Here is a 25,114-nt window from a genome sequence, read left to right as displayed (position 1 = left end):
TGCAGTCATAGGAGTCCTCACATTGGGTGACGTCATTTCAGACGATTATCAGACCGACTACGTAGCCGGTCAGGATAATATCGAGAAGTTCGGCTTCGATATCCACAACATCGTATTTCCGTTAACCGCAATCCTGATTGTTGCCTTCGTTGTCGGAACACTTATTTTCCCCGCAGGTGCAAAGGAGTTGCTCGATAGCGCCAAGAATGGTGCGATCGCTGTGTTCGATTGGGGCTTTCTTCTCAGCGCAAACCTGTTTGTTGTTTTCTGTCTGGCCCTTATTTTCATGCCGGTGGGCAAGATTCGGATTGGCGGGCTTGATGCCAAGCCAGAGTTCTCTCTGCTGTCCTGGTTTGCCATGTTGTTCGCAGCTGGTATGGGTACCGGGCTTATGTTCTGGTCGGTTGCCGAGCCGGTGGCCTATTACACCGACTGGTATGGAACGCCCCTGGGTGTTGAGCCAAACACTGCTGAGGGTGCCCGGCTTGCGATGGGCGCAACGATGTACCACTGGGGTCTGCATCCATGGGCAATCTACGCGATTGTCGGGCTCTCGCTGTCGTTTTTTGCCTTTAATAAAGGCCTGCCGCTAACCATTCGCTCTGCCTTTTTTCCAATTCTGGGAGACAAGGTGTGGGGGTGGCCCGGCAATGTTATCGACACTGTGTCGGTACTGGCGACCATCTTTGGTCTTGCAACCTCGCTCGGGTTTGGCGCCCAGCAAGCGGCATCCGGTATTTCCTACCTGTTTGATATTGAGGGAGGCCTGAATATTCAGGTCGGCGTGATCGCCGGCGTTACGGCTGTTGCTACCCTCTCCGTGATTCGGGGGATCCATGGTGGTGTCCGGATTCTCAGTAACGCGAACATGATCATGGCCGGGCTGCTGCTTCTGTTTGTAATATTTGCCGGCCCCACACTTGCCGTGTTCCAGTGGCTCTGGGATACGTCGGTCTCCTACGCGTCCAATATGTTCTCGCTCAGTAATCCCTTTGGCCGCGAGGAAGACACCACCTGGTTCCATGGTTGGACGGTCTTCTACTGGGCCTGGTGGATTTCCTGGTCACCGTTCGTAGGTATGTTTATCGCGCGGGTCTCCCATGGTCGCACGGTGCGTGAGTTCGTCACGGCGGTTCTGATCATCCCGACCATCATTACTCTGTTCTGGATGAGCGCATTCGGAGGCGGGGCGCTTAATCAGGTCCAGAACGATATTGGCGTGTTGGGTTCCGAGGGTCTTACCGAAGTGTCGTTGGCCATGTTCCAGATGCTGGAAAATATCTCACTGTCTGGAATCACCTCGTTTATCGGGATCACTCTGGTGTTGACCTTCTTCGTCACATCCTCGGATTCCGGTTCCCTGGTGATTGACAGCATCACGTCTGGCGGCAAGACCGATGCCCCGAAAGCCCAGCGCATCTTCTGGGCGGTCACTGAAGGGACCATTGCCGGGGTGCTTCTGTTCGTTGGCGGTGAACAAGCCCTCAACGCACTGCAAGCTGGCGCCCTGAGTGTCGGGCTGCCATTTACCCTGGTGCTGTTGGTGATGACCTACAGCCTGTTCAAAGGCCTGCATCACGAACGCCGCTTGCTGATTGCCGAAGGCAAGATGGCGTAACCCCAAGCTGATATCAGGTGACGCTGCAAGGGCCCCTCATTGAGGGGCCTTTTTTGAGCGAGAGTATCCGTTCAGGAGGGGTAGAATTTCCGGATGGCCGTCAGCAGGGTGTCCACATCCTTACGGCTGACATCCTGGTGGGTCACAAAGCGGATGGGGTCGCCGGCCGTAATCAGGATGCCCTGTTCGGCCAGGTAGTCTTTCAGCTGTGACGCCTGGCCCGCCTTGCACCTTGCGTAAACGATGTTGGTCTGGGTACTGGCCGGGTTGACCTCAAGTTCCGGAATCTTTGCCAGGCCGTTGCTCAGGTATTCGGCGTTTTCATGGTCCTCGAACAGTCGAAGCGGCCCCCTTTCGAGCGCGATACGTCCCGCGGCGGCCAGAATGCCGGCCTGGCGCATGCCGCCTCCCACCATTTTGCGCAGCCGGGTGGCCCGCTTGATGCATGATTCCGACCCCAGCAACAGCGATCCGACCGGTGCGCCCAGGCCTTTGGACAGACACACGCTGACGGAATCGTAGTGCCGGGTTATTTCGGTGACATCGCAGTTTGATTTTACGGCGGCATTGAAGACACGGGCGCCGTCCAGGTGCAGAAGAAGCCCGTGTTGGTCGCAGAACGCACGGGCCTGCGCCTGGTACTCAAGGGGCAGTACTTTGCCTCCGATGGTGTTCTCAAGGGAGAGCAGACGGGTGACGGCAAAATGAAAATCGTCCGCCTTGATCGCGGCCCGGGCTTTTCCCAGATCAATGCTCCCGTCCGGCTCGTTCTCGATCGGTTGGGGCTGGACACTGCCCAGCACCGCGGCGCCTCCGCCCTCGTACTTGTAATTGTGAGCGGACTGGCCACAGAGATACTCATCCCCGCGGCCACAATGGCTCATGATGGCAAGCAGGTTGGCCTGGGTGCCTGTGGCAGTAAAAAGGGCCGCTTCGAAGCCGAGCCGCTGGGCGGCGTAGGCCTGCAGGCTGTTAACCGTAGGGTCGTCGCCATAGACATCGTCTCCCACCTCGGCGCTGGCCATGGCTTCGCGCATCTCGGGGGTAGGGCGGGTTACAGTATCGCTGCGGAAATCAATCATTGTTCCTGGCGCCTTTTTCTTTCCTCGGGTGTCTGCATTCTACAGTGCAGCATGAATCATGGAATTCCCACCCTTTGCATTATTCCCGATTCGTCCCCATAAACCAGAACAAAGCCAAACAACAGGAGATCAGCAATGACGGCACCAACCCTTAAGGAACAACTGAACAGCGCGGTAAAAGAAGCAATGCGGAACAAGGATAAAACCCGCCTGGTTACTTTGCGCATGGCCCAGTCTGCCGTGAAGCAGATTGAGATTGATGAACGCCGCGAGCTCAATGACGAGGATGTTCTCAAGGTGCTGGACAAGATGCTCAAACAGCGCCGCGACGCTGCCAGTCAGTACGATGAAGCCGGCCGCGAGGAACTGGGCGATAAAGAGCGAGCGGAAATGGTGATCATTGAGGAGTTCATGCCGGCGGCTCTCAGCGAGGATGATCTTGACGGGTTGATTCGGATGGCCATCAGTTCAACGGATGCCCAAGGCATGCAGGACATGGGTAAGGTGATGAATGAATTGAAACCCCAGGTGCTTGGCCGGGTTGAGATGGGCCATTTGAGCAAGAAAGTGCGGGCCGCGCTGGCGGGTTGATCCAGTTAACCATTTCTATCGCATAAAACGGGGCGACGCGTCGTTTAGAAAATCGTCGCGCGGAAATGCCTCGGAAGGTATTTCTGTTCAAATTCGAAGGAAAAAGGAAAGTGTTATGTCTATCGAACAAGTGCTCTATCGTGCCCATGCAGAAGCAACCGGTGGTCGTGACGGCCGTGCCATTTCGTCAGACGGCATTCTTGATGTAGAGCTGGCAACCCCGAAAGAAATGGGCGGTGCCGGCGGCAAGGGGACCAACCCGGAGCAACTTTTTGCTGCAGGCTATTCCGCATGCTTTATCGGCGCCATGAAATTTGTGGCCGGTCGCGACAAGCTCAAGATGCCGGAAGATGCTTCCATTGAAGGCGTGGTTGGCATCGGCCAGATCCCCAATGGGTTTGGCATTGAAGTGGAATTGCGCATCAGCCTTCCGGGTATGGACGATGCCGAGGCCAAGCAGCTGATCGATGAAGCACACAAGGTTTGTCCATATTCCAACGCAACCCGTGGCAACATCGACGTAACACTCAACCGGGTAGGCTGATACCCGGTTTGGATCCAGTGTCGGAACCTGGATCTACCAATCGAGCCTGAGGCTTGCCAGCAGGGCATCCCCAAGGCTCAGATCCTCGGTGCCCGTGTTCAGGTCCTTGTATTGGACACGGGTAGCCAGACTGGCTCCTAGACCAAGAGCGATGGTTGGCCAAGATTGTCCCCCCTGGTGCACCCGATAAGTCAGTTGGGTTCTCCACTCGCGTAAATAGAGCGCGCTTTCTACTTCCCTGTCCTTGTCCAGCGTGGCCCAACGGTCCCCGTTTCGTTCCACCCGGAACGCCCAAACCTGCCCCGGGCTCTGCCACTGCATCAGAACAGGCAGGTCTACCAGCCAATGGCCGTGTGCGTTGCTTTGTTTCCAGCGTGCTCTGGGGAGCCAACTGAAAGAGCCAAACCTGTGAATTGCGCGATCTATGCCCTACTATTTTAGCGTCAGTTTTTTCAGCCGCCGTGATTTTCAGGAGCCTATGTCCGATAAAGAGCTACGCACCCGATCCGACAAACAGGCGATCGACCAGTTTATCAATGAGGTTCGCACGTTGCCCAAGCAGGGTGGCGGGCAGGGGCGGCTGATTTTCGCGCTGGACGCGACTGCAAGCCGGGAAGCTACCTGGGACCAGGCCTGCCATCTGCAGAGCGAACTGTTCATAGCAACCCGGGATCTGGGTGGCCTGGCCATTCAGCTCTGCTACTACCGTGGCTTCGGTGAGTTCAAGGCCACGGGTTTTGTGACCGAAACCGGGCAGTTGCTGAATCTGATGAACGGCGTTTCCTGCCTCGGTGGGCGCACCCAGATCAGCCGGGTATTGACCCACGCGGTGAAAGAGACCCGTGCAAAGCCCGTCAAAGCTGTGGTGTTTATCGGTGACTGTTGCGAGGAACCGGTGGACGAGCTCTGTCACACCGCCGGGGAACTGGGAATGCTGCGCACACCGGTGTTCATGTTTCACGAGGGCAATGATGCCCATGCAAGGGCGGTATTTCAGCAGGTGAGCAAGCTTTCAGGGGGCGCATACGCACCCTTTGACCGTAACAGCCCCCAGGTGCTCAAGGATCTTATGGCGGCAGTTGCGGTCTATGCTTCCGGGGGAGCCAAGGCCCTGCAGGATTTTTCCAGCCGTAGTTCCCCGGAAGTGAAACGCCTGACCAGACAGATCCGATAGTGTTTGTGAGAATCCATTGATGGGCCGGTGTGCCCGGGGTATTTGAGTGCCTTTAACGCTTGTTGCCATCGTTGTCGCGGTTGTGGCCTGGGTGTGGTTGCGCAATCAGCCTGCCAGTCAGCGCAATGCCGCCATTCTCAAGCTGGCTCTGCTGGCCGGTATCGGCATCGTCGTCTTGCTGGCTGTGACCGGGCGTTTGCATTTTGTCTTCGCCGGTTTGGCCTTTCTCTATCCTCTGTTGCGTCGCCTGCTGCCATCGCTATTGCGTGGCGGGCTCGGTCGCGTGGCCGGTGGTGCCGGGGCCAAGTCGGGCAACCAGTCCCATGTTTCCAGCGATATTCTGGAAATGACTCTGGACCACGACTCGGGAATCATGAGCGGCAAGATCATCAAGGGCCCGATGGAAGGGAGAGAACTGGCGGAGCTAAGCGAAAGCGAGTTCCTCGAGCTATTGCGCTATTGCCGCGGCCAGGACGAGGATTCTGCCCGGCTCCTTGAAACTTACCTGGACCGCCGGTTCGGAGACTCCTGGCGAGCAGACGATGAGGCGGCCTCTGAAAGCGATCCGTCGGACGGCAGTGGCAATACGGGCGGCCCGCTTACTGAGAGCGAAGCGCTGGACATCCTGGGGCTCGAGCCCGGAGCCAGTCGCGAAGAGATCATCAAGGCTCACCGAAGGATGATGCAAAAACTTCACCCGGACCATGGTGGCAGCAATTACCTGGCGGCGCGCATCAATGAGGCCAAGGAGTGTCTTCTGGGCTGAGTTGCATCCTGGTTTGCAGGCATATGCTCAGAGTGATTGCCTGCACGCCCGGATAAGGATATTGTTCAAAAACTGAACTTTTTAGCCCGAGGTGAGAAGACAGCGGTTTGAAGATTTCAACGCTCGCCCATTTCTTTTTATTTCTTCTGCCAGGATTCCCTTTGGCTGCGAATTCGGAGCCACTGCCGCGGCTTAAAGTTCTCGCTGCTCAGATACCGGGTGCAGCGGAGCCAAGTCTCGAGGGGCGAGATATAGAATTGGTTTTGGCGACCTTCGATGAGTGCGGATTTGAGGCCGAATTCATCATGCAGCCCTATGAGCGCCATGCAAGGACCTACAGGGATCGTCAGGACTTCGATGCTATTGCCACAGTACCTTTGCACTGGCGTCTTCCCGGTTATTCCACATCCGCCTACATCTGGTACCAGAACGGAGCTTTCTACAATCACTCCCGTGTCGGGCCGATTGAAAGGGTCAAAGACCTGGCCGGTCTCAACGTGGTGACGTTCCGTGAAGGGGGCGATGTGCTGGGGATCAGCGATAACGTACCTGAATTCGCCTCGCTCACCGAAATCGCCGATCAGACCATTCACTCCCGGCTACTGTTTATGGGCCGGGTCGATGCGATTCTGGCCGACGGATTCGTGGTCGCGGAAGTGAATCGGAGAATCTTCAACAAGAAGCGCCGCGGTGAAAGCTGGCCCTCGCAGTCTGATGCTTTTCGTTTCGCGCCAATCTTTAACCCGGCGCCGCACAAGATGGTTTTTCGGAACCCCGCATTCGCCGCAGCCTTTGATCAATGCTTCGACGATTTGCGGCAATCGGGTGTGATTGGTCTCATCAATCAGAAATACATCGATAAGTATCAGAATGTGCTACGTTTCAGGTATCTAGGACGTTAAGTACAGGTCCGTATGGAAAGGTAAGCGAATCTGGACGACCCTGATCGCAGGAAATTCATGCGTTCAGTCCCATGGAGTGGAGCGATGGTTCGGCCACACTGTGCAGTCTTCATCAGCCTGCAGATCTTCTTTTCCAGCCTTGCGGCCGCCTCGGTTCCTGTCGCCGTTGGTGAAGGGTTGCAGGGCGTGATCGGGTACTCCGATGGCAAGCTCTATGGGTCCTTGGCGCCGCTCTACGAATGTGTCTTTGATCGCGCTGACATCCAGCCCCAGTTTATTCAGGTGCCTCTGAAAAGAGGGCTGGGGTATTTGCACTCGGGAGAAGTCTCGATGGTTCTGCCCCTTGCCCAGAGTGAACGTCGGGACAGAATCGGCGAGTTCGCTGGTGAGTTGTTTTCGGCGGACTATGTTTTTGTCTCGAATCGCCAACTTCCGCCGATATCTGAAACCTCGGGCCTTAAATATGGGCTGCCTCGGAGCTTTGTTGGTGAACAGTTCATTACCGACGAAAACCCGAGAATCGAAGAGGTGACGGACTGGATGCAGTTGGTCGCCATGCTTCACTACGACCGCCTGGATGCCATCGTTCTGCCGGCCCTTCTTGTCGGGGATCTGTTCGGCCCGGAGGTGGTGAATGTCTTCGAACAGCCCGCGGGCACGCTGCCTGTCTCTCTCTATATGTCTCGGGACACGTTAGCGAAGGCAGATATGAACCGAATTAAAGGCGCGATTGAAAACTGTCGGAACGGCGATCTGGTATCCGAACTGAAGTAGGGCGCCGACTCAGGCGCCCTCAGGAGACTTTACTTTCTGTTTACCGGAAGCCGTTTTCCTTCTCGACGGTTGCCTTGGTTTTCTGACTATTGGGGTTGGAGGCGCCGGCTCGTTGCGCAAGTAAGCCCCGGGCGCCGGTTCAATCACCGGCAGATTGCCCTCTCCCGGAATGCGAGCCTTAACCTCACCGCCACCGAACTGCTCGGCCCAAGCCACCCAATCCGGCCACCAGGAACCTTCAAACTGCTCGGCACCTTTCAGCCATTCCTCTGGATTGGCCGGGTTGTCTTCGTTGAGGCGATAGCCGTACTTCTTCTTCTCGGGCGGATTGATGATGCCGGCAATGTGTCCTGAACCGCCGAGCACAAAACGCAGCGGGCCGCCCAGGTTACGTGCGCCTCTGTAGCAGGAGACCCAGGGTGCGATGTGGTCCTCAATGGCGGATGCGAAGTAGCTGGGAACCTTCACCTTTCTCAAGTCGATCGGCGTGCCCGCCAGGGAAATGCCACCGGGTTCACGCAGCCGGTTGTTCAGATACATATTGCGCAGGTAAAAACTGTGCATCGCCGCTGGCATGCGAGTGGCGTCCGAGTTCCAGTACAGCAGGTCAAAGGGCGCAGTATCGCGGCCGAGAAGGTAATTGTTGACGAAAAACGACCATATCAGGCTGTTGGCCCGCAGCATGTTGAAGGCCGTTGCCATGGAGGCGCCTTCAAGATACCCCTGTTTATTCATGGCCTTCTCGATTTTGGCGATTGAGTCCTCGTCGATGAAGACGGCCAGATCTCCGACGTCGGAGAAATCCATCATGCTGTTGAGAAACGTCGCACTTTTTACGCGATCATCCCCGCGAGCGGCCAGCCAGGCGAGCGTGCAACCAAGCAGAGTGCCGCCGATGCAGTAGCCGACGGTATTGATTTCCCGCTCACCCGTCGCCTGCTCGATGGCATCCATGGCGGCGACCGGACCTTCGAGCATGTAGTCCTCAAAGGTCTTGTGTGCCAGCTCTGGCCCGGGATTTACCCAGGAAACCACAAACACGGTGTGGCCCTGTTCCACCCAATAACGAATGAAGGATTTTTTCTCGCCAAGATCGAGGATGTAGTACTTGTTGATCCAGGGCGGTATCACCAGCAAAGACCCGCGATGAACGGTCTCGGTGGTCGGCCGGTACTGGATGAGTTGCATCAGATCGTTCTGGAACACCACGTCGCCGGGTGTGTTGGCCAGATTGTCGCCCACCTCAAAGGCGTCCGGGTCGGACATGCGGAAAGGCATCGGGCCCTTTCCCTCGTCCAGATCACGCAGCAGGTTTGCCAGGCCTCGCAGGAGGTTCTTGCCCCGTGTCTTAACGGTTGTGCGCAACACTTCCGGATTGCTCAGAACGAAGTTGCTTGGGGCGAGGGCATCGGTCATCTGGCTGGCGAAAAAACGGACTTTCCGCTTATCGTGATCGTCCAGATCCCTGACATCGTCAATGGTGTCCATAACCCAGCGAGTTGACAGTAAATAGGCCTGCTTGACGGCGTTGAAGGCTATGACGTCGTTCCAGGCCTGATCCCGGAAGCGGCCGTCGCCGGGCTCCGGTTCGGCTACGGTCAGTGGTTTCTTGCCAATACCGCTGGCCAGCAGGCCAGACCAGAACAGACTGGTGTCCTTGATCAGTCGCATCTGCGCGAACAGAAGCGTGTCTGGCTGGGTTGCAAGCTTGCCGGTCAGGGTGACAAAGGGTTTGGTCATGCTCCCGACGCTGGCCGGATTCGGCGGGCCACCGCGCAAACGGCGCATTATGGAGCGCTTGAGCAGGTGACCACCATGAACACCCACTCGTGCCAGAGAGCGGCTTACCACATTGGGTTCGAAGTCAGGCGTTGATTGCTTTTTTATTGGTTTATCAGCCATTTTTTCGCCTTCTGTCTTTCAAGTGTTACATGTAAACGCCGCCGTTAACGTTGATCTGCTGGCCGGTGATGTAATCGCCTTCCGCGGCCAGGAAGACCACGGCGCGGGCAATTTCCTCCGGCTTGCCAAACCGACCCATGGGAACCCTGGCAATGATCTGTTCACGGATATTCTCCGGGACCTGGGCCAGCATTTCGGTTTCGGTAAAGCCGGGCGCGATGGCGTTGACTGTGATGTTGTACTTGGCCATTTCCAGTGCCAGGGTCTTGGTAAACGCAATGATACCGCCCTTGCTGGCTGCGTAGTTGGCTTGCCCAAAGTTGCCGGCTTGCCCGACGAATGAGGTGATGTTGATTATTCGACCGTACTTCTGGTCCATCATGATTTTCAACACTTCCGAGCAGGTGGCGTAGACGCTGCCCAGGTTGGTATCCAGGACGTCGTTCCAATCGTCGTCGGTAAGCTTCTTCATGGACTTGTCTTTGGTGATGCCGGCGTTGTTCACCAGAATGTCTATGCGGCCCCACTCGTCCTGAACCTGACGAACCAGGCTCCGCGCTTCCGGCATCTTCGAGAGGTCTGCTTTGAAGGCAAGTGCCCGGACGCCGGTGGCCTCGATTTCCCTGGCAACTTCGTCGCCTTCAGGCTGACGTGAGCGGTAGTTGATGGCGACATCGGCGCCGCGTTGAGCAAGCTGAAGTGCGATGTGACGACCGATGCCGCGTGAGGCACCGGTTACGAGGGCGACCTTGCCCTTGAGGTCTTGCATGAAATCCTCCCTGGAGCGGTAGCCCGCTCTGGTTGTTATTCCTTATTATTAATCACCTCATTCAAGCTAGCAGAGCACCCGAGTCGCGACAAGAAAATGTGATACCCGTCACGCTTCGCGGATGAATGTCTTGAGCCGCGGCGCAATGGATTCGCGCCATTGGCTGCCATTGAAGACACCGTAATGGCCAACCCCCTCTTGCAGATGGTGCAGACGCCTGGCGTCCGGGATATTCACGCATAGTTTATGGGCGGCCCGGGTCTGCCCGGGGCTGGAAATGTCGTCTTTCTCGCCTTCAATCGTCATCAGTGCTGTTTTTTCGATAGCCGCCGGATTCACTTTTCGGCCCCGGTGCATGAAGCAGCCCCGGGCAAGGTGAAACTCCTGGAAGACACGCTGGATGGTGTCCAGGTAATAGGTGGCCGGCAGATCCATGACCGCGAGGTATTCGTCATAGAATTCACGATGACGTCTGATCTTTTCGACCTCCTTGTCACGCATGGACTTGAACAGGCCCCGGTAGGCATCAATGTGGCGGTCGAAGTTCATGTTCACGAATCCGGTCAGTTGCAGAAAGCCGGGATAAACCTTCCGCATGGCCCCCGGATAGGGCGCGGGTACCGGGTGAACCAGGTTGCGTCGGAACCAGGCCAGGTTGTGTTTGGTGGCCAGTTCGCAGGGTGCCGTGGGATCAATACGTCCGTCGATGGGGCCGCTCATGAGAGCCAGCGAGCGCGGTGTTGCCGGGTTTTTATCTTCGGCCATGAGAGCGGTGGCTGCGAGCACCGGCACGACGGGCTGGCAAACCGCCAATACATGGGTGTCTGGCCCAAGCTGTTCAATAAAATCGATAACGTAGTCGATATAGTCGTCCAGCCCAAAGTCGCCAGCCGACAAGGGGACACGACAGGCATCACGCCAGTCGGTGATGTAGACGTCGTGGTCTGGCAGCATTTCCTTGACGGTACCCCGCAGCAGAGAGGCAAAGTGTCCGGAAAGCGGCGCAACGATCAGGAGTTTCGGGTCATCAGGCCGCGATACGCTGCGCTGGAAATGCTTGAGCTGGGCAAAGGGTTTGCGTTTGACGATGACTTCACTGATGTCGACCTCCTCCCCATCGCACACCGTTGTGTGCAGATTGAAGGCCGGTTTCGGGTAGCGTCGGGTCAGGTCGCCGAACACGCCGTAGGCGGAAGCAATACTGCGAGCGCCGGGTAAGCGGGACAAAGGGCTGAGAGGGTGCCTGAGCAATTTGCTCTGTGCGTCTGTCATCATGCGCAAGGGCATCAGCGCGGCACGGCTCATTTCATGGGCAAAATACATCATGATACTGTCCTGCTTGAGTTATGGAGTCCGGAAGTCAACGCAAAACTCAACAGCCATCGACTTCCGCGCTCGATCTTTGATACCCGATGCTCATAGAGATCCGGGCGAAACAGATACAATCTTCCAAAAAGGTTGAAAATATTCTTGTCGCAGATGAATTCGCCACCGGCTTTGGGTTTCGCCAGAACCCAATTGAGTTTGTAGAGCCGGCCCTCGGAAACCATGTCCACGTGCGGCCCTACCTTGTGGCCTTCTGGATATCGGACCAGGTATATATTCAGGCGTCTGGAATGAAAGAGAATCCGGGTTTTTACTTTTGCAGGCATGGTAGTGGCATACACTCTCACAGAATCGCTATCAGCAGTTTGCGCGCTGTGCGGCCCGTAGGTCAATTATGGCCGGGAACTCGCTCGTACAAAGATGAGGATTTGAACTGATGGCCAGAGCATCAGGTGGTCGCAAGCTTTTGCGATGGTTTTTGCTGCTATGCGCCGGCGCTATCGTGCTGGTGCTGTTGGTGGTCCTGATGTTCCGGTTCGTAAATCCACCCACCTCGGCCTTCATGGTGGGTTATCAGCTTCAGGGCGCGAACAAATCCCTCGCCCACGAATGGGTGCCCATGGGCGAGATCTCTCCCTGGATGCCGCTGGCGGTGGTTGCCAGCGAGGACCAGCGATTCCCGCATCATGTGGGCGTGGATTTTGAGGCGGTTCGTCAGGCGCTCTCGGAGTACCGGGCCGGCGACGGGCTTCGAGGAGCCAGTACCATCACCCAGCAAACGGCCAAGAACCTCTTTCTCTGGAACGGTCGCAGTTTCATTCGCAAGGCCATCGAGGCGGGGTTGGCACTTGTAATAGACGGCCTCTGGTCAAAACAGCGGGTACTGGAAGTTTATCTGAATATTGCCGAGTTTGGCCCCGGAATTTATGGCGTTGAAGCCGCCAGCCAGGCCTACTTCGGCAAGCCTGCCCGTCACCTTACCGAGTACCAGGCCGCGCTGCTCGCGGCCGTACTCCCGAATCCGAAAGTCCTGCGGGTCAATTCGCCATCGTCGTATGTGTTGGAGCGAGTGGCCTGGATTCGGGGCCAGATTGCACAGCTGGGTGCTGGATACCTGCGAGATCTCTAGTCTTGCAGATGAGCCGGTTTATTGGCGTGACCCCTGGCGCGGACTCGTTGATACTAGGGGTATTGCAGGACCACTTATTTCTAAAGGATCGCAAGAATGTCTCTCTTCCCCGACGACAACGGTGAGAACGACCTGTTCATGTCCCGAACAGATCCGGACAATCCGCTGGGCACCCATGCCCCTTACAGTTTCGAGCTGGAAGGCAAGGTCTGGCCAACCGTGGAACACTATTTCCAGGGCATGAAGTTCACCGACGACAACCGCCAGGAAAAGGTGCGCAACGCCGACACGCCCGGCAAGGCCGGAAAGCTAGGGCGCAAGCGCCACAAGAGCCTGCGGCGGGACTGGAAGCAGGTGCGCGAAACCGTTATGACACGGGGGATCTACGTGCGCTGCCGAACCCATCCCGAGCTGGCGGAGGCTCTGCTGGATACCGGCGACACGAAAATCGTTGAAAACAGCAATTTCGATTATTTCTGGGGCTGCGGCCGGGATCGTCGGGGCGATAACCGTTACGGAAAAGTGTTGATGAATGTGCGGGCCAGATTGCGGGAAGAGCGGGCGGCGCAGGCTTGAACTCCAGCCTGCGCGCCAACTGCAACGCTGGTAGCGCAGGTTAATCGCTCTGCTTCAAGCCCATTTCCCAGAAATCAATCTCAAGCCGGGTGGCGTCGCTGAAAATCCGGGTTAGTTCCTTGAAGCGGGCAGGGGAGACTTCGGCCAGTCGCTCATTGAGCCAGCAGATCTCTGCCTGCATGGCGTCCTGGAACTCGTCGCTCTCGTACATGGCGATCCAGGCGTCGTAAGGGTTGCTCTCACCCCGAATCGTTTCCGCCCGGCTATTTAGCCAGTTGGCGATTTCACCGTAACCCACCATGCACGGCGACAAGGCCACGTGCAGGTCCAGCAGATCGCCCCGGTTGCCGGTATCCAGAACGTAGCGGGTGTAGGCCAGCGTGGCGCGGGCTTCGGGGAGTTCGGCCAGCTCTTGTTCGGAAATGCCCCATTCCTTGCAGTAGCTGACGTGCAGATCCAGTTCCACATCCACGATGGCCTGCAAACCCTCCTTTGCCTGGCGAAGGTCCGACAGTGTCGGGCTTTTATAGGCTGCAAGAGCAAAGGCACGGGCAAACTGGATCAGGAACAGGTAGTCCTGCTTCAGGTAATGCTGGAACGCTTCCGGCGCTAATGTCGCATTACCGAGTTGCTGCACAAAGCCGTGCTCGATGTAGGCCTGCCATTCGTTCTGGCAGCTCTTTTTCAGGTCTTCGAACTGATAAGGCATGCTTGCTCCTGGAAACAGTGTCAGCTCAGTAACAGGAATTGGGTGACGAGTCCGGGTTGATTTCGCCGGAGACTTCTTCCGGATCAATGCCGTGACTGATCAGTACTTCCCGCACAAAATTTACCTGAGCCAGAATTCTGTCAGCATCATCTCCGTATTCAAACCGGTTGATCTCGACCGGCTGGGGCATGAAGGTAAAGGCGGTTTTCAGGGCGGTGAGCGTGTCTTCGTCGGCCATTGGCATACTCCTCTGCGGTTTGAGTTACACATGAGGAGTATACGCATGTCTTCCGGGAAAGGCCGATAGGCTGCCTTGGACTGGTCGTCTTGCTCGACGATCTGTCAGGTTCAGGCTCGTCGACGGCTGGCTGCCACCAGCGAACCAAGAACTACGAGCATCGCAGCCAGCGGAAGCCGCCAGTCTGGCGCGGCAATCCCGGCCAGTACCAGGAAAAGAGCGGCCAGCACAGGTACCGCATAAGCCAGGCTGCCCACCAGTGCGGTAGGGCCTTTCCTTAATGCCAGATCCCAGGCCACCATGGCCAGGCCATATGGACCCAGACCCAGGGCGACACCAGCGGCGAGCGCGGTTCCTGAAGGCAGCACATGGGCGGAGCCGGAAACGGTATCTGCGGCTGCGGCTCCGGCGCCAGCCAGAAGGAACAGGCCTGGCATTACAGGAGCGATCGCTACGGGTGTTGCCTGGCAGATCCAGGAGTAAAGAGCCCAGCAACCCCCAGCCAGAAGAGCCAGCCCGTAACCGGTCAGGTTGCCTGAAAAACCATTATTCAGGGCCTCCGGGCCCAGCAGCAAAGCCGCGCCGGAAAAGGCAATCAGTGCCCCCGCAATAACCGGGAGGGCGATCCGCCGATGGAAGGCCCACTGGCTGATCAGGATGAACATGACCGGCCAGGTATAGGTGATCAATGACGCCTCTGCGGTGGGTGCCATGCCAAGCCCGGCCAGGTAGGCGCCGACCGCCCCCAGAACCAGCAAAGGCACAAGACCGAAAATCACCAGTTTCCATTGCCAGGACACTTTCACAGGTTTACGCGCTTCGCGGCCCCGGAAACTCATGGGCAGCACGGCCAGTGCGCCACTGATCAGGGCGATGGTCGTAAGCTGGAAGGGCGGGATGGAACGCGCTGCATCGACCAGCAAAGGGGCAACAGCCCAAAGAACGACGGCAACCAGAGCCGCGATGATGCTCAGGATGTTGGGCAGACGTATGGGCGCGTTGACAATCCTCATGGGCAGTCCTCCTTTAGCTGGTGTGTTGTGATCTGACAGCGGGAGGATATACTTGCTTGAGATATCACAAAAACAACGTTTAGTGATTAAAAGCATCACAGGAGTTGATGAATTGCGTCCCCGTATTCTGGATCTGAACGTGCTGCAAACACTGGTGGCCATTGCCGACACCGGAACGGTAACCGCGGCGGCTGACCGGCTTGCCTATACCCAGTCAACTGTCAGCATGCAGTTGCATCGCCTGGAAGCCCTGTTGGAAGTGTCTCTTCACGAGCGAGAGGGCCGGCGTATTCGGTTTACCGCTGAGGGCGAGCAACTGATCGGTTACGCCCGGAAGATGCTGGCCCTTAACAACGAGGCACTGGATTCGCTCAGGCAGCGGCAGGTATCGGGGCAACTGAGCCTGGGTATCCCGGAAGACTATGCGTTTTTGCTGACCTCCGTTCTCTCCCATTTCAGCCAGCTGTTCCAGTCGGTTCAGCTGCAGGTTATCTGCGGATCAAGCGTCAGGCTGCTGGAGCAGGTGCAGGCTGGTGAGCTGGACCTGGCGGTTGTGACCCGTCAGACCCGCTCTCCCGGGGGCGAAGTGATTCGCCGGGAGCCATTGGTGTGGGCGGTTGGCGCCGAGAAACAGCCGTCCCTGACAGATCCCATTCCTCTCGCGCTTTACTCACCGGGCGCTGATGTGTTCAGAGAGGTGGCAGAACAGGCGCTGTTTTCTGCGGGTCGGCAATGGCGCCTGGCTTACTCAAGCCAGTCGATGACAGGATTGATGCCCGTTGTCGTGGCCGGATTGGCGGTGGTGCCCGTAACCCGCGATATGCTCACACCCCAGCTGCGGGTTCTGGACGAACGAAGCGGTATGCCGGCCCTGCAATCCATCGAGATGGCCCTGCATCGGCCGTCGGGCCGTCCGACTGAACCGGCCCGGCAGATGGCAGAGCTGATCCGGGAACATCTGGCGGGAGATGGCTGATCTGTCTCCGTGTTAGGCTGGCAGTATCGTGTCTAAACGCAATTAACGGGATACCCCATGAAAACGATCAACATCGACATTGTTTCCGACATCGCCTGCCCATGGTGCGCGATTGGTTATGCCCGCCTGGAACAGGCTATGAAACAGTTGGCGTCGGAGTATGAATTCGGCCTGCAATGGCACGCGTTTGAGCTGAACCCGGACCACTCTGGCACGGGCGAGCCCATCCTGCCGGCCCTGGCCCGCAAGTACGGTCGAAGTGAGCAGGAAATGCGCGCGACCCAGGATCAGATGATGACGATTGCGAAAGATCTGGGCCTCAACTTTGAGAAAATGCAGGAGCGCTTCACCTGCAATACCTTCGACGCCCATCGGCTGGTGAAGTGGGCGGCTGAGCGGGGCAAGCAGACGGAGATGAAGCAGGCGCTCTTCGAGGCTTACTTTGGAAAGGCGGAAGACGTTTCAGACCAGGACGTGTTGCTGGCCTGTGTCGAGAGCCTGGGGCTGGACCGCGGGAGGGCAAAGCAGATTCTGGATTCCGATGAATTCGCCAACGTGGTACGCGAGGATGAAGCAACCTATCAACAGGCCGGTGTTTCTGCGGTGCCGGCCTTCATCGTGAACGGTAAATACCTGATCTCCGGCGCCCAAGAACCCGACACCCTGGTTCAGGCATTCGAAGAAATCAGCGCAAAGCCTGAGTGAGCGCCTTCGTTGGAGATAGAATGCAGAAACCATCCGAAGCCCGGCAACGGGCCATTCTGGCACGGCTGGATAAGTTCAGCCGCTTTACCGATAGCAACATCGCTATTCCTTTCACCAATGTACGGATTGGCGCGGAGGCCGTAATTGGCCTGCTGCCCGTGGTCGGGGACGCCGTGGGCCTGGTCCTGGCCGGATACGTACTGGTGGAAGCGCAGCGAGCAGGCGCCACCAAGGCGGTGAAGATGCGCATGTTGCGGAATATGGGCATCGACTTTCTCGGCGGGCTGTTGCCAGTGGTAGGCGATGCCTTCGACGCGGTTTATAAAGCCAACACCCGCAACACCCGTCTGCTTCGTAACTACCTGGAAAAGGAGTTGGCGATTGAACCACCGCCTCCGCCTTTCCCCTGGCGGACCGTGATTGGTTTATCCGTGCTGTTCGCTGTGGTGACCGGTGGCCTCACGCTTTTATTCTGAGCCGCACACTGCTCTTAAAGCATCAGGCCGGTTTCCGGATGGGAGGCCTCCCGCCGGACCAGCACCTGCCCGTCCCTTACAGACGCCAGCACCGGTCGCTGCCCGAGTAGTACTTCATAGGGCGTGGCCCCCTGAAGAACCACGCATCGTGCTGGCATCCCTTCGTCAAGGCCATACTCATTAAGGTCAAGCGCAGCCGCGCCATTCTCGGTGATCAGCTCCAGTGAACGGTCGATCCAGCTCATGCCCAGCATATGGCAGGCGTGCAGGCCGACATCAAGGGTCCGGAGCATGTTGCCATTGCCCATTGGATACCAGGGGTCGCGAATGGAGTCCTGGCCAAAGGCGACTTTCAGTCCGGCATCAAGCAGCTCGGGGACCCGGGTGATGCCTCGGCGTTTGGGATAGCTATCGAATCGGCCCTGCAAATGCAGGCTTTCAGTGGGCATGGAAAGAAAGCGCAGGCCTGACTTTTTCAGCAATCGAAACAGGCGGCTGCAGTAGGCATCGTTATAGGAGCCCATTGCACAGGTATGGCTGGCGGATACCCTGGAACCGTAGTCGAGTCTCAGGGCCTCGGCGGCCAGAACTTCGAGGAACCGGGATTCCGGATCATCAATTTCGTCGCAGTGAACATCCACCAGTCGGTCGTTTTTATGGGCAAGCTCCATCAGCCAGCGAACCGACTCTGCACCGTAATCCCGGGTAAACTCGAAGTGGGGAATGCCACCCACCACATCAGCACCGAGACGCACGGCTTCCTCCATGAGCTCACGCCCGTTTTTGAAAGACCAGATGCCCTCCTGGGGAAACGCGACGATCTGCAGGTCAATGAAGGCTGCGGTCTGTTCGCGAACCTCAAGCATGGCCTTGAGGGCAGTCAGGTTCGGATCGGTCACATCCACGTGGGTACGCACGTACTGGATGCCATGGGCGGCAAAGAGCTTCAGCGTCTGACTGGCGCGGCTGATCACATCGTCGTGGCTCAGGGTTGTCTTGCGCTCGGACCAGCATTCAATGCCTTCAAACAGGGTGCCGCTCTTGTTCCAGCGCGGCTCCCCGGCGGTCATGGCAGCGTCGAGATGGATGTGTGGCTCCACGAAAGGGGCTGTGACCAGATTTTCTCCGGCATCCAGTTCGCCTTCATTGACGGTGGTATTTTCGGCTTGGGCGGTGATACCTGAAAATCGTCCGTTGCTGATCTCAAGCCGGAATAGCCCATCCCGGCCCTGTAGACGTGCGTTCGCTATTGCGTTCAATGGTTTAGTCATTTTATCTCCGGTCAGTGGCTAACCCGCATCTATGGTCTCAGTAGCAGGTGTGCCAGTAACAGTGTTCTGAATTGTTCTGTCGGGGTGCCCTGGCCAGGCATTGATTCACTGAGCTGGTTCATTCTGTTGCGTACTGTGTTCCTGTGACAGCCCAATGCTTCTGCCATCGCGCTCTGGTTGCCCCGGCAGGTAATCCAGGCATCGAGCAAGTCTGCATAATCGGCCAGGATGGCTTGATCCATCTGCTCAATCGATGTGTGTTCGGACCAGACAATGGCCCTGCCGATGGCTTCCGTGACTTCCACCATGGGCAGAGAATAGGGCTGTTCGAACAGAGGTATCGCAAGCTCGTCGGCCAGCCGGCATAACGTGTTGGGCAGTTGACCGATGTAAGCATCTCCGGTCAGGACAACGAGTCCGGAGACATTGCATTCCTTGCCCTCATACAGGCATTCCGCCAGATTCTGGGGGCTGCGATGTCGGCTGATGCCGGTAACAAAAACCAGTTCGCCACCTTTGACCCAGCTCTTGAACGAACGGTTTTCCGCTACATAGGGCCAGCGTACCGGGTTATCCCCGGCGGACTCCCCGCCCCGGAGCCGAATGGCATCCAGGCCGGGGAGGTGTGGCACGTTCCGGCATCGCAGGGTCACTCAGATCGCTCCCATCACCTGGGCTTTACGCTCACGGACCGCTTCGCTGACAACCAGAATAATGCTGTAGCTCAGGGCCGCGACGAGAACACCCACAATGGGCGCAATCCAGGGAGAAGTATAGGCGGCTGCGGAGCCGATGGCGTAGGCCGCGAGCCCAGGGAAGTTGAAGGCTGGCAGCGTAACCGTGGTCAGGTCCGGATACTGGCGTTTATAGCCGACAAAGTAGCTTGCCATGATGACTCCACCGATCGGCGGGATAAAGGTGCCAAGCAGAACAAGGAACGGGATCAGCCATTCGTACATGCCCAGTACCGCCAGAACTGTCCCGATCGCGGCACCAGCAATGGTCACCGATTTTCGGCGGCGGGTACGGATCAGGTTGCAGCCCGCGACCGCAAAGTTGTAAACCGTGTTGTCCTGGGTGGTCCAGAGATTCAGGAACAGCATCAGGATACCGAGTGTGGCGAGGCCCTGGGCGACCATGATGTCGACGATGTCGGCTTGCTGGTAAACGAGGGCACCAAAGGCGCCGATCAAGGTCATCAGACCGTTGCCAAGGAAGAACGCAAGCAATGTGGCGATCACAGCGGTTTTGCCGGATTTCGCGAAGCGGGTCCAGTTGGTGGCCTGGGTGCCGCCACTGACAAAGGTGCCGAAGACCAGCGTGATTGCAGCTGCAACGCTCATCTCATTGGTCGGGGTAATAGCCAGCAGCCCGGACAGGCCGCCGGCATCGGATGTGGCGATGGACATACTGACGGCGACCAGAATAATCATGGCGGGGACGGCAACCCTCGATAGCCACTCCAGTCCTTGGTAACCGATAAACGCAGTAACACAGAAGGCGAACCCGAACAGCACCATCAGCGGTGTTGTCATCCCTTCCGGCATCCCGGTGAGTTTGACCAGCAGAATTGCCATAGTGGCCGTGCCCCAGGCGTACCAGCCAATCTGGGTGAAACCCAGAATAAAGTCGGACAGCTTGCTGCCCAGCTCGCCAAAGGTGAACCGGCTCATCAGGGCTGTGTTCAGGCCAGTCTTCGCGGCGATATAACCCAGCCCTGCTGCGTACAGCCCCAGCAGCAGATTGCCGACCGCCAGAACCATCAGCATTGTGGAAAAGTCGAAGGCAACACCAACGCTGCCACCAGCCCACATGGTGGCGGTAAAGAAAGTAAAGCCAAGGAGCACCAACCCCATGGACCAGACGCTTTTGCGCTGATCCATGGGAACCGGGCTTAAGGGATAATCCTGTTCTTTGGGTGTAGGTTCAGTGGTCATGACGATCTCTCCGTGTCTTGGGTAACACCAAGGGAGTTGGCAACGTTTGTGCCATGGAGGCTTATCGGGTCGAATCTTGCGGCGCAGTCCGCCAGATATTGTGTATAGTGCACAAAGGCACTGTTGAAGAGCCGTTGGCAGGAACCTCTCTGCTTCAATACGGTGCGATCTGGAGCCGGAGTTACTCCTTTGGTGCGTCGGGCGACGGCAGCAAACTGGACTACACTTCCAATTACTCCTTTGGCGAGAAGGAATTCACTCAATGACCAGGCGCGTTGCCAGCTACACCCTGTGGGTTGCCATCGCACTTGGCATCGCTCCGGCTGTGGTTACTGGCCACATTTCTCCTTTTTCCATGTTTGACGAGCGCTTTGGGCTTGAGGTTGAAAGCCTGATGTTCCTTCCCCCAGAGCTCTGCCTTGTCGTTTTCGTTGTTGGAATCGCGGCGTGCGTTGTTCTGCGACGCTTTGTCCTGATGCCACTGCTTTTGCCCTGGTTGGCGCTGGTCTTTTTCCCTCCTGAGAAGCTGACTGAACCGTTTCCAAGCGCCTGGGATGCCCAGGAGAGGCTCTACGAAAATGAAAAGCTCGCCAGAGAAAGTGCTGAGCTACCGGACCTGGACTCACTCCGAAGCAGGATTGGTGACATAGATCATACGGACACGGGGCTGTTCCGTTTCGAGCGCGCCGAACTACTGAGCGAGTTGGACCAGCTTTCAGAACGGAGTGGTGCCTGGGACACGAACGTCAGCCAGCGGGCTGCCAAGATTGCTGTTCAGATAACGGCATTGAGGCTGAAGATCGCTCAGGCTAACTCGCACCTGAGTATGATTGATAAGTCGCTGCGTGATCTGGCCATAGTCTCGCGTTTCAGCCTTGGACTGGCGAACAAGGTGTTGGGGGAGAAGCTCAGGCAAGGGCGAAACAAGGTTATCCGTCACCGTAATGCCCTGGAAACCACTCGCCGGGCATTGAGAGTGGAGCTGACATCGATCCAAACAGCACGATCGGATACTGAGCAGGCTCTAACACAGCTGCGGGACCTTGATGCACGAATCAGCACCTATCTCTGGGCAAGTGATGCTTACAGGGCCTGGCAGATTTCCATGACTTACAAACTGCTGTGTCTGGCAGTGTTGGTGGCTCTGCTCTGGGTCTTTCCTATGGGATCTACGGTTTACCTGTCGCTTCTGGGTGTTTCGCTGTTCGCCGCAGTGTTTTATTCAGAAGGCGCCCTGGGCTACAGGCTCTGGTTGATTGTTCAGTTCTTGATGCTTTGCTTCGCGCTGCGCATTGCGCGCTTGTTGGTACGGGAGAATTTCCCGTTGCTTCGCAGGCAGTCGGGACCTTTTCTATTGCAGACTTGCCGCAAAACACTGGTCTTCTACCTGCCGTTCCTGACGTTGCTGGCGCTTGGCCTGGCAGCCTCCTGGCAGGTTGATCGATGGGTCGATAACCAACTTTACAGTCTGGAATTCATGGCGGACTCCGACCCGAAAGCAAACCGGAGGCAGAACATCGATCGTGCGATCAGCGCCTATTTCGATGATCAGGAAGAGGCCGCTTTCAGAATGCTTGATGACCTTGACGCGAGGGCAAAATCGTCCCCGAAAGCCGTGGGTGCCGCAATGATGTCGTTCTATGAGCAAGAGGTGCCCAAGACCTTGCCTGATGTAGAGCCAGAAATGGCACCACCGGGTTGTAGTGGTTTCCTGCCCTGGGTTTTCCAGACGGCGTCATGCGCAGAAACGTCGGTCAAGGAACCGCTGAACGAGGCCTATGCTGAAAAGCGCGAGTCGCAGCGCCAGAGCCTTGATCGCGCAACGCAGGGCTATGCGGAGCTTGCCACAAGCGGTGCCGGCAACCTTGTTGATGTTGCCCGCGAGGATTTGAGTGCGACTTTCCATGATATGGAAACGGCCATAAAGACGCAGTTGAGCGTGATCTACGCTGTTGTTGATATCTATTCCTGGGTTTCATGGTTCGTGTTGATCCTCGTTGTCATCAAGAGTCTGATGTACATTTTTGCGCGGGTATTTTTTGGAGCGAAGGTTGATGGCGAGCGTGTGATTCAGTTTGAGCCACAGTCAGAGCCCGGACAGTCCGGCGGGGTGCGAGAGGTGTCAGACCGTCTCGATCTCACGCCAGATATGGGAGAGCTGATATACGTTAGCAAACGCTATGATTTCGCCAATGCGCCGCCTGATGAGGTGACTCCGCAGGCCCAAAAGGCCTTCTTCTCCCGCTTCTTGCGCGGGGCCTGGCACATGAACCGGGTATGGACAGGCGCCCGCGTTGGCGGGGCCGCACCATATCGTCGGTTACCCGCCGATGAACGGATTGTGGTCTGGACCCTCAAGCCAGGTGATGCTGTGATCTTTTCCTGGAGGCAGTTCGTGGGGATGAGTGAGCGTATCGGTCTTCGCACCCGGTATAGCTGGCAGCTGGCCTCTTTAATATTCGGGCGGATGTTTTATGTGGTTGCTTTTGTACCCTCTGATGCCGTGGGCGATGGCACCCTGTTGCTTTCTGCCCGCGGCAGTGACGGCACAGATGGCGAGGAGAGTCCCAGCAACAGTCCGGACCAGCTGCTCGCATGGCAGACCACCACCCGATTCGGGATGCACGCCAATTTGAGTTTCCGGAACGTTTACCGCAGCGGGGTCCAGATCCGTGCGCTCAACAAAGATCTGGCTGTCATGCATTCCAACGTGCAGCGTCAGCGATCAGGGGCCGCACGGTTTCTAACTTGTTTTTTCCTGCCGGTATAACGGGGTAGCCGCCATGAGAAGTGCTCTAACCGCGATCGGATTCATACTGGTGGCGATCGTTTTTTACATACTCTGGACCAACCTGAGCGCGCGCATTATCGCGATTGAGTCTGATACTGGCAGTTATATCTATAGCGAACCGGATAGTGCCGACGTGATCGACCGGTCGGTTCAAGGCCCGGATATGGGCGCGTTGAATGCCAGGCTGGCTAACCTGGAGGCGTTGCAGAAGCAAAATGCAGACGCAATAAAAAGTCTGTCTGAACGCCTCGACCGCTTCGAGGCTGCCATCTGCCGCGGTGACGACTGTGGTCGCAGAATGCTGATCCGGGAAACGGTTTTGTTTGCCCTCAATGACAGTACGCTCAGTGAGCAGGCCAAAGACCGGATTAATCGTCTCATGGAAGGCGTCAAGGAAGGTGCTCTCATCTCGCTCAGGGGGCAGGCAGACGCCGTAGGGGATGAAACCTACAATTACCTGCTTTCGCTACGCCGTGCAGCGGCGGTTAAGCACTATCTCGATACTCTGCTGGCGGAGTCGGGGCAAACTGGTGATCTTCTTATTACGATTGATGGCACAGGGGAGGCCCTTTCGGGAGGATCCGACGAATCCGAAAACCCGGCCCGTCGAATGGTGGAAATCCTGATTTTTGAGTGAGGTGTGTGGGAAAATTGTACAGGTCGTACCTCGTTTGATTCGTTTATTTGCTGGTGGTCAGGGCGAGAATTTGTTTAGACTCGGCAGGTACAGGGAATAAAGTGCGTTGTGAGCTCCATTTTTATGCCGACTCCCTCGGTTGAAGCGAATACGGTATCCCCCCGCGACATGCTCATGCTGCGACTCTCCATCGTGGTGGGTGGCATTCTGATCTCTTTGTTCATGATTGGTGACCTTCAGTTGATTCCGCCTGAACTGGCGGGCTCTTACATCACCAGCAGAGCCCTCATTCAACTTCCAATTCTTGCTGGCTTGCTCGCCTTCACCTTCGTCCCGCAATTTCTTCCCTTTGCCCAGACCGCGTTTTTGGCGACTGTTCTGAGCATTACCTACGCCAATTACTACCTGATCCACGTGGCATGGGAGCAGGCAGCATTCAGCTTTCCTTACGAAGGGACGTTGCTGTACGCCTTCTTCGGTTTCTTTGTTTTTGGAATGAAATTCCATTACGCGCTGACCGCGATGGTGCTCAGTTCTCTGGGCTTTGTCGGCTTGATGCTCATGGATTCCGTTTACGGCGAGCGAACCTGGATGAACGCCGGGTTCGTGGCCGGCTCACTGTTTGTCGGTGTGATCGGCCGGCACAGGATTGATCGATTGCTGGGGCAGCTTCAGGAGGCCAACGAGCAGTTGGTTGGGCTGAGCACCATCGATGAACTGACCGATCTCTTCAATCGCCGGGCATTGATGAGTGAATCCGGGCGTTTGTTTGCCCGGCAGCGGCGCTCCAATCAGAGACTCGCTGTACTCATGATGGATCTTGATCATTTCAAGCAGTTCAACGACCACTACGGCCACCAGCAGGGTGATCAGGCTATTCGACAGCAGGCTGACATCATGAGGCAGGTATTCAAAAGACAGACCGATATCCTCGGGCGATACGGCGGCGAGGAATTCATGGCCGTGATTGAGGGCGAAGATGCCGACCGGTTTGAACTTCTTGCTGCAGAGGTTCTGAAACAATGGCAGGACCGCGCGGTTCCAAATGAGGATAGCCCCGATAGCAAGGAACTTAGCTGTTCCATTGGAATCTGTCAGGGCCTGGCCACCGAGTTTGATTCCATCGATGAAATGATTCGAAGGGCCGATGAGGCATCGTACCGCGCGAAAAAACAGGGTCGCGCCAGATACGTAATGGCCTAGTGGAC

Annotated in this window: 27 protein-coding genes; 15 read left to right on the top strand and 12 right to left on the bottom strand. The window is 56.9% G+C overall.

Annotated elements, in window-relative coordinates:
* Positions 1 to 22: 22 nt before the first annotated feature.
* A complete protein-coding gene (locus AC13E3_RS03045) occupies positions 23 to 1,618 on the top strand; it encodes a BCCT family transporter (RefSeq protein ID WP_476158779.1) in 1,596 nt (531 codons plus the stop codon).
* A 71-nt stretch (positions 1,619 to 1,689) separates the two neighbouring features.
* Here the strand turns inward: AC13E3_RS03045 and ltaE are convergent, their stop codons facing one another.
* Positions 1,690 to 2,700: a low-specificity L-threonine aldolase gene (ltaE, locus tag AC13E3_RS03040; protein ID WP_476158781.1), complete on the bottom strand. Its 1,011-nt coding sequence runs from the start codon at positions 2,698 to 2,700 to the stop codon at positions 1,690 to 1,692.
* Between the two features lie 135 nt (positions 2,701 to 2,835).
* Here ltaE and AC13E3_RS03035 point away from each other — a divergent pair, with 135 nt between their 5' ends.
* Together AC13E3_RS03035 and AC13E3_RS03030 are read left to right on the top strand one after the other, a co-directional pair.
* A complete protein-coding gene (locus tag AC13E3_RS03035; protein ID WP_014578054.1) occupies positions 2,836 to 3,291 on the top strand; it encodes a GatB/YqeY domain-containing protein in 456 nt (151 codons plus the stop codon).
* A gap of 115 nt (positions 3,292 to 3,406) precedes the next feature.
* Positions 3,407 to 3,835, top strand: a complete 429-nt coding sequence (locus tag AC13E3_RS03030; RefSeq protein ID WP_008172436.1) for an organic hydroperoxide resistance protein — start codon at positions 3,407 to 3,409, stop codon at positions 3,833 to 3,835.
* Between the two features lie 33 nt (positions 3,836 to 3,868).
* Here the strand turns inward: AC13E3_RS03030 and AC13E3_RS03025 are convergent, their stop codons facing one another.
* Positions 3,869 to 4,156, bottom strand: coding sequence for a hypothetical protein (locus AC13E3_RS03025; protein WP_482901692.1), 288 nt, complete (start codon positions 4,154 to 4,156; stop codon positions 3,869 to 3,871).
* 157 nt (positions 4,157 to 4,313) lie between these two features.
* Between AC13E3_RS03025 and AC13E3_RS03020 the strand changes: the two genes are divergently transcribed.
* The 4 genes from AC13E3_RS03020 to AC13E3_RS03005 all read left to right on the top strand — a co-directional run bounded on the left by AC13E3_RS03020 (position 4,314) and on the right by AC13E3_RS03005 (position 7,451).
* Positions 4,314 to 5,009 (top strand): VWA domain-containing protein, encoded by a 696-nt coding sequence (locus AC13E3_RS03020; protein ID WP_459422436.1) that lies wholly within the window; start codon positions 4,314 to 4,316, stop codon positions 5,007 to 5,009.
* Positions 5,010 to 5,055: 46 nt separating this feature from the next.
* Positions 5,056 to 5,775: a DnaJ domain-containing protein gene (locus tag AC13E3_RS03015; RefSeq protein ID WP_273094460.1), complete on the top strand. Its 720-nt coding sequence runs from the start codon at positions 5,056 to 5,058 to the stop codon at positions 5,773 to 5,775.
* Positions 5,776 to 5,882: 107 nt separating this feature from the next.
* On the top strand, positions 5,883 to 6,677 hold the full coding sequence (locus AC13E3_RS03010; protein ID WP_254775527.1) for a transporter substrate-binding domain-containing protein: 795 nt from the start codon (positions 5,883 to 5,885) through the stop codon (positions 6,675 to 6,677).
* 84 nt (positions 6,678 to 6,761) lie between these two features.
* Positions 6,762 to 7,451 (top strand): hypothetical protein, encoded by a 690-nt coding sequence (locus tag AC13E3_RS03005; protein WP_482901691.1) that lies wholly within the window; start codon positions 6,762 to 6,764, stop codon positions 7,449 to 7,451.
* A gap of 9 nt (positions 7,452 to 7,460) precedes the next feature.
* Here AC13E3_RS03005 and AC13E3_RS03000 read toward each other — a convergent pair whose 3' ends face one another.
* The 4 genes from AC13E3_RS03000 to AC13E3_RS02985 form a co-directional block, all read right to left on the bottom strand.
* A complete protein-coding gene (locus AC13E3_RS03000) occupies positions 7,461 to 9,353 on the bottom strand; it encodes a PHA/PHB synthase family protein (RefSeq protein WP_482901690.1) in 1,893 nt (630 codons plus the stop codon).
* A gap of 25 nt (positions 9,354 to 9,378) precedes the next feature.
* On the bottom strand, positions 9,379 to 10,122 hold the full coding sequence (gene fabG, locus AC13E3_RS02995; protein WP_053112845.1) for a 3-oxoacyl-[acyl-carrier-protein] reductase: 744 nt from the start codon (positions 10,120 to 10,122) through the stop codon (positions 9,379 to 9,381).
* Between the two features lie 108 nt (positions 10,123 to 10,230).
* Positions 10,231 to 11,448, bottom strand: coding sequence for a polyhydroxyalkanoate depolymerase (locus AC13E3_RS02990; RefSeq protein WP_092033366.1), 1,218 nt, complete (start codon positions 11,446 to 11,448; stop codon positions 10,231 to 10,233).
* Entirely contained in the window at positions 11,445 to 11,774 is a 330-nt protein-coding gene (locus AC13E3_RS02985; protein WP_092033362.1) for a 2OG-Fe(II) oxygenase, read from the bottom strand. The genes AC13E3_RS02990 and AC13E3_RS02985 overlap by 4 nt, the downstream gene beginning before the upstream one ends.
* A gap of 110 nt (positions 11,775 to 11,884) precedes the next feature.
* Between AC13E3_RS02985 and mtgA the strand changes: the two genes are divergently transcribed.
* Together mtgA and AC13E3_RS02975 are read left to right on the top strand one after the other, a co-directional pair.
* A complete protein-coding gene (gene mtgA, locus AC13E3_RS02980) occupies positions 11,885 to 12,577 on the top strand; it encodes a monofunctional biosynthetic peptidoglycan transglycosylase (protein ID WP_092033359.1) in 693 nt (230 codons plus the stop codon).
* Positions 12,578 to 12,673: 96 nt separating this feature from the next.
* Entirely contained in the window at positions 12,674 to 13,153 is a 480-nt protein-coding gene (locus AC13E3_RS02975) for an NADAR family protein (protein ID WP_092033357.1), read from the top strand.
* 40 nt (positions 13,154 to 13,193) lie between these two features.
* On the opposite strand, the gene tenA is transcribed toward AC13E3_RS02975, so the two are convergent.
* From tenA to AC13E3_RS02960, 3 genes are all read right to left on the bottom strand, one after another.
* Positions 13,194 to 13,862, bottom strand: coding sequence for a thiaminase II (gene tenA, locus AC13E3_RS02970; RefSeq protein ID WP_482901689.1), 669 nt, complete (start codon positions 13,860 to 13,862; stop codon positions 13,194 to 13,196).
* A 25-nt stretch (positions 13,863 to 13,887) separates the two neighbouring features.
* Positions 13,888 to 14,100 carry a hypothetical protein gene (locus tag AC13E3_RS02965; protein WP_053112840.1) on the bottom strand — a complete coding sequence of 71 codons (213 nt, stop codon included), beginning with the start codon at positions 14,098 to 14,100 and terminating at the stop codon, positions 13,888 to 13,890.
* A gap of 110 nt (positions 14,101 to 14,210) precedes the next feature.
* Positions 14,211 to 15,113 carry a DMT family transporter gene (locus AC13E3_RS02960; RefSeq protein WP_092033349.1) on the bottom strand — a complete coding sequence of 301 codons (903 nt, stop codon included), beginning with the start codon at positions 15,111 to 15,113 and terminating at the stop codon, positions 14,211 to 14,213.
* A gap of 112 nt (positions 15,114 to 15,225) precedes the next feature.
* On the opposite strand from AC13E3_RS02960, the gene AC13E3_RS02955 reads away from it, so the two are divergent.
* The 3 genes from AC13E3_RS02955 to AC13E3_RS02945 are packed head-to-tail and all read left to right on the top strand — an operon-like array spanning position 15,226 to position 17,270.
* Entirely contained in the window at positions 15,226 to 16,089 is an 864-nt protein-coding gene (locus AC13E3_RS02955) for a LysR substrate-binding domain-containing protein (protein WP_008172413.1), read from the top strand.
* 57 nt (positions 16,090 to 16,146) lie between these two features.
* Positions 16,147 to 16,794 carry a DsbA family oxidoreductase gene (locus tag AC13E3_RS02950; RefSeq protein ID WP_092033346.1) on the top strand — a complete coding sequence of 216 codons (648 nt, stop codon included), beginning with the start codon at positions 16,147 to 16,149 and terminating at the stop codon, positions 16,792 to 16,794.
* Between the two features lie 20 nt (positions 16,795 to 16,814).
* Positions 16,815 to 17,270, top strand: a complete 456-nt coding sequence (locus AC13E3_RS02945; RefSeq protein WP_108017704.1) for a DUF4112 domain-containing protein — start codon at positions 16,815 to 16,817, stop codon at positions 17,268 to 17,270.
* A 14-nt stretch (positions 17,271 to 17,284) separates the two neighbouring features.
* Here AC13E3_RS02945 and codA read toward each other — a convergent pair whose 3' ends face one another.
* From codA to codB, 3 genes are read right to left on the bottom strand one after another with little or no spacing between them, the layout of a single operon-like run.
* A complete protein-coding gene (gene codA, locus AC13E3_RS02940; RefSeq protein ID WP_286810989.1) occupies positions 17,285 to 18,541 on the bottom strand; it encodes a cytosine deaminase in 1,257 nt (418 codons plus the stop codon).
* Positions 18,542 to 18,570: 29 nt separating this feature from the next.
* The gene (locus AC13E3_RS02935; protein WP_273156155.1) at positions 18,571 to 19,194 is read right to left on the bottom strand and encodes a PucR family transcriptional regulator; all 624 of its coding nucleotides are present in this window, start codon (positions 19,192 to 19,194) and stop codon (positions 18,571 to 18,573) included.
* Positions 19,195 to 20,478, bottom strand: a complete 1,284-nt coding sequence (codB, locus tag AC13E3_RS02930; RefSeq protein ID WP_219120550.1) for a cytosine permease — start codon at positions 20,476 to 20,478, stop codon at positions 19,195 to 19,197.
* A 262-nt stretch (positions 20,479 to 20,740) separates the two neighbouring features.
* Between codB and AC13E3_RS02925 the strand changes: the two genes are divergently transcribed.
* From AC13E3_RS02925 to AC13E3_RS02915, 3 genes are all read left to right on the top strand, one after another.
* Positions 20,741 to 23,248 carry a hypothetical protein gene (locus tag AC13E3_RS02925; protein ID WP_482901688.1) on the top strand — a complete coding sequence of 836 codons (2,508 nt, stop codon included), beginning with the start codon at positions 20,741 to 20,743 and terminating at the stop codon, positions 23,246 to 23,248.
* Positions 23,249 to 23,261: 13 nt separating this feature from the next.
* Positions 23,262 to 23,906 carry an OmpA family protein gene (locus AC13E3_RS02920; RefSeq protein ID WP_273156150.1) on the top strand — a complete coding sequence of 215 codons (645 nt, stop codon included), beginning with the start codon at positions 23,262 to 23,264 and terminating at the stop codon, positions 23,904 to 23,906.
* A gap of 108 nt (positions 23,907 to 24,014) precedes the next feature.
* Entirely contained in the window at positions 24,015 to 25,109 is a 1,095-nt protein-coding gene (locus tag AC13E3_RS02915; protein ID WP_482901687.1) for a GGDEF domain-containing protein, read from the top strand.
* Positions 25,110 to 25,114: the final 5 nt, after the last annotated feature.

Source organism: Marinobacter sp. L-80, from assembly GCF_056859395.1.
The sequence above is the reverse complement of the archived record's forward strand: the minus strand, read 5'-3'. Positions and strand labels throughout refer to the sequence as shown.

Excerpts from the sequence above, each read along its gene's own strand:
- ltaE (WP_476158781.1), bottom strand. The coding sequence starts at position 2,700 with ATGATTGATTTCCGCAGCGATACTGTAACCCGCCCTACCCCCGAGATG.
- AC13E3_RS03035 (WP_014578054.1), top strand. The coding sequence starts at position 2,836 with ATGACGGCACCAACCCTTAAGGAACAACTGAACAGCGCGGTAAAAGAA.
- AC13E3_RS03030 (WP_008172436.1), top strand. The coding sequence starts at position 3,407 with ATGTCTATCGAACAAGTGCTCTATCGTGCCCATGCAGAAGCAACCGGT.
- AC13E3_RS03025 (WP_482901692.1), bottom strand. The coding sequence starts at position 4,156 with ATGCAGTGGCAGAGCCCGGGGCAGGTTTGGGCGTTCCGGGTGGAACGA.
- AC13E3_RS03020 (WP_459422436.1), top strand. The coding sequence starts at position 4,314 with ATGTCCGATAAAGAGCTACGCACCCGATCCGACAAACAGGCGATCGAC.
- AC13E3_RS03005 (WP_482901691.1), top strand. The coding sequence starts at position 6,762 with ATGGTTCGGCCACACTGTGCAGTCTTCATCAGCCTGCAGATCTTCTTT.
- AC13E3_RS03000 (WP_482901690.1), bottom strand. The coding sequence starts at position 9,353 with ATGGCTGATAAACCAATAAAAAAGCAATCAACGCCTGACTTCGAACCC.
- fabG (WP_053112845.1), bottom strand. The coding sequence starts at position 10,122 with ATGCAAGACCTCAAGGGCAAGGTCGCCCTCGTAACCGGTGCCTCACGC.
- AC13E3_RS02990 (WP_092033366.1), bottom strand. The coding sequence starts at position 11,448 with ATGATGTATTTTGCCCATGAAATGAGCCGTGCCGCGCTGATGCCCTTG.
- AC13E3_RS02985 (WP_092033362.1), bottom strand. The coding sequence starts at position 11,774 with ATGCCTGCAAAAGTAAAAACCCGGATTCTCTTTCATTCCAGACGCCTG.
- mtgA (WP_092033359.1), top strand. The coding sequence starts at position 11,885 with ATGGCCAGAGCATCAGGTGGTCGCAAGCTTTTGCGATGGTTTTTGCTG.
- AC13E3_RS02975 (WP_092033357.1), top strand. The coding sequence starts at position 12,674 with ATGTCTCTCTTCCCCGACGACAACGGTGAGAACGACCTGTTCATGTCC.
- tenA (WP_482901689.1), bottom strand. The coding sequence starts at position 13,862 with ATGCCTTATCAGTTCGAAGACCTGAAAAAGAGCTGCCAGAACGAATGG.
- AC13E3_RS02965 (WP_053112840.1), bottom strand. The coding sequence starts at position 14,100 with ATGGCCGACGAAGACACGCTCACCGCCCTGAAAACCGCCTTTACCTTC.
- AC13E3_RS02960 (WP_092033349.1), bottom strand. The coding sequence starts at position 15,113 with ATGAGGATTGTCAACGCGCCCATACGTCTGCCCAACATCCTGAGCATC.
- AC13E3_RS02950 (WP_092033346.1), top strand. The coding sequence starts at position 16,147 with ATGAAAACGATCAACATCGACATTGTTTCCGACATCGCCTGCCCATGG.
- AC13E3_RS02945 (WP_108017704.1), top strand. The coding sequence starts at position 16,815 with ATGCAGAAACCATCCGAAGCCCGGCAACGGGCCATTCTGGCACGGCTG.
- codA (WP_286810989.1), bottom strand. The coding sequence starts at position 18,541 with ATGACTAAACCATTGAACGCAATAGCGAACGCACGTCTACAGGGCCGG.
- codB (WP_219120550.1), bottom strand. The coding sequence starts at position 20,478 with ATGACCACTGAACCTACACCCAAAGAACAGGATTATCCCTTAAGCCCG.
- AC13E3_RS02925 (WP_482901688.1), top strand. The coding sequence starts at position 20,741 with ATGACCAGGCGCGTTGCCAGCTACACCCTGTGGGTTGCCATCGCACTT.
- AC13E3_RS02920 (WP_273156150.1), top strand. The coding sequence starts at position 23,262 with ATGAGAAGTGCTCTAACCGCGATCGGATTCATACTGGTGGCGATCGTT.